The following is a 2,716-nucleotide window of genomic DNA, read 5'->3' as shown; positions in this document are numbered from 1 at the left end:
AATGGCCAGCAGGTCACACCGGAGGAGGTGGTTAAGGCTTTCCCGGATAATCCGGAAGGAAAACTGGGGATAGCACGCTTTAAAGAAGAGTGTTGCCTGGGAGGCCTGTCGTTGAATGGCCAGCAGGTCACACCGGATCAGGTGGTTAAGGATTTTCAGGCAGCCAAAGCAAAACTGGAACTAGCACACTTTAAAGCGGAATGTTGCCTGAGGAGCATGCCGTTGAGTGGCCAGCAGGTCACACCGGATGCGGTGGTTAAGGATTTCCCGGATAGTCCGGAAGGCAAACTGGGGAGAGCGCGCTTTAAGGAAAAATGTTGCCTGAGGGAGCTGCCGCTGAATGGCCAACAGGTCACACCGGATGAGGTATTTAAGGATTTTCAGACAGCCAAAGCAACACTGGGGCTAGCCCGCCTCAAAGCAGAATGTTGCCTGCGGGGCCTGCTCTTGAATGGCCAGCAGGTCACACCGGATGAGGTGGTTAAGGATTTCCCGGATAGTCCGGAAGGCAAACTGGGGAGAGCGCGCTTCAAAGCGGAATATGTTCTGAGGGGCCTGCCGCTAAATGACCTGCAAGTCACACCGGATGAGGTGGTTAAGGAGTTCCCGGGTAGTCCGGAAGGCAAACTGGGAAGAGTGCGCTTCAAAGCAGCATGTTGGCTGAGGGACCTGCCGTTGAATGGCCAGAAGGTCAATCAGGATGCGCTGGTTAATGATTTTCAGGCGGCCAAAGCACCACTGGAGCTGGCACTCTTTAAGGAACAATGTTGCCTGAGGGCGCTGCTGCTGAATGGCCAGCCAGTCACACCGGATGAGGTGGTTAAGGAATTCCCGGATAGTCCGGAAGGCAAACTGGGGAGCGCGCGCTTCAAAGCAGAATGTTGTCTGCGGGGCTTGGCATTGCATGGCCAGCAGGTCACACCGGATGCGGTGGTCAAGCATTATCAGGACGCCAGAGCAACACTGGAGCTGGCGCGCTTCAAAGCGGAATGCTGTATGAGAGGCCTGATATTGAATGGCCAGAAGGTCATACCGGATGCCGTGGTTAAGGTCTTTCCGGAGAGTCCGAAAGGTAAACTGGGGAAAGCGCGCTTCAAAGCGGAATGCTGCATGAGAGGCCTGGCGTTGAATGGCCAGCGAGTCACACCGGATGCGGTGATTAAGGAATTCCCGGATAGTCCAGAGGGCAAACTGGGGAGAGCATACTTCAAAGCAGAATGTTGCCTGAAGGGCCTGGTGTTGAATGGCCAGCAGGTCACATCGGATGCGGTGGTTAAGGGTTATCAGGCAGTCAAAGCAACACTGGAGATAGCGCACTTTAAGGAACAATGTTGCCTGAAAGGCCTGGTGTTGAATGGCCAGCCGGTCACACCGGATTTGGTGGTTAAAGGTTATCAGGCAGCCAAAGCAAAACTTGCGCTGGCGCGCTTCAAAGCAGAATGTTGCCTGAAGGGTCTGCCGTTGAATAACCAGCCGGTCACACCGGAAGCGGTAGTTAAGGATTATCAGGCAGTCAAAGCAAGACTTGAACTGGCGCGTTTCAAAGCGGACTGTTGCCTGAAGGGTCTGTTGTTGAATGACCAGCAGGTCACACCGGATGCGGTGGTTAAGAGTTTCCCGGATAGTCCGGAAGGCAAACTGGGGAGAGCACGCTTCAAAGCGGACTGTTGCCTGAGAGGGCTATTGTTGAATGGCCAGCAGATCACACCGGATGAGGTGGCCAGGGATTATCAGGCAGCCAGGGCAACACTGGAGATGGCGCGCTTCAAAGCGGACTGTTGCCTGAGGGGGCTGGCGTTGAATGGCCAGCAGGTCACTGCGAATGCAGTGGTTAAGGATTATGAACGCGGTGGCAGGTTGCTCGAAAGAGCTATTTTTTATTCTCTGCTGGCATTGAATGCCAGAGAATTGAATGGCAACTATCTGGATAACAAAGAAGTATTAGCAGCGTTTAATGAAGTCCCCGGGGATCATTCTTCAAGGCAAACCAGGTATTTGATTCAAAGGCTGAAACAATCTCACGGGTACGATGAAACCAACGAGGGTCAGGATATCCTTCAACAGGCCTGGCAAATCGTAAACAACGTTTCGGTCAAAGGCGATGAGCAATATCGACTGCAATGTATATTGCAATTCATGGCTATGCAGAATGAATGGACAATTGATCATCAGGAAGTGTCAGCAAAACAGGTATTCCAATCCATCAAAACACTGAGGGGCTCATTTAAGAATTCACGCCTGCATTTCTTCTTCCTGGCACACTGCTGTATCACGAGACAGTCTATTGGCGGAAGAGAAATCCATAAGAACCAGGTACTTGGACACCTTAAAAATTTTCCTGAAGGAAGCAGGCTGCGCCATGCTTTAGCCTGCTGGTTTGAACAATGCAGCTGCGAAGCCAATATAATGGATGGGTTACTGTTTCACCGGGAAAATGCCGTTGCCCCGGGGAGTGATAGTCCTCACAGATATGCAACCTTTGCCAGTCAACATGAGGCTTCTGTTGCCGTTGTTAGTAGCGAGTATCCCGTATCAAAAACAGAAAACACCCCCATCTTAAAGACAGTTGACGTTTATATAGCTCAAGCCCTGGAACAATGGTCAAAAACAGGCGGACCGGGTGTCCCGGACAAGCCGGTTTCGCAGTTAAATGCGCTAACACTAAAAACACTGGAGATTATTCAGGAAATCAATGTTTCTTATACCGATCCCCCCA

Annotated in this window: 1 protein-coding gene; it reads left to right on the top strand. The window is 51.6% G+C overall.

All coding sequences use genetic code 11. The features are described 5' to 3' along the window. On the top strand, positions 1–2,716 hold a 2,716-nt coding region (locus KDK15_RS09520), incomplete at both ends, for a hypothetical protein (RefSeq protein WP_257295121.1).

Source organism: Endozoicomonas sp. YOMI1 (genome assembly GCF_024606345.1).
GTDB lineage: Bacteria > Pseudomonadota > Gammaproteobacteria > Pseudomonadales > Endozoicomonadaceae > Endozoicomonas.
Note: the sequence above shows the minus strand (reverse complement) of the source record. Positions and strands in the feature narration are given on the sequence as shown.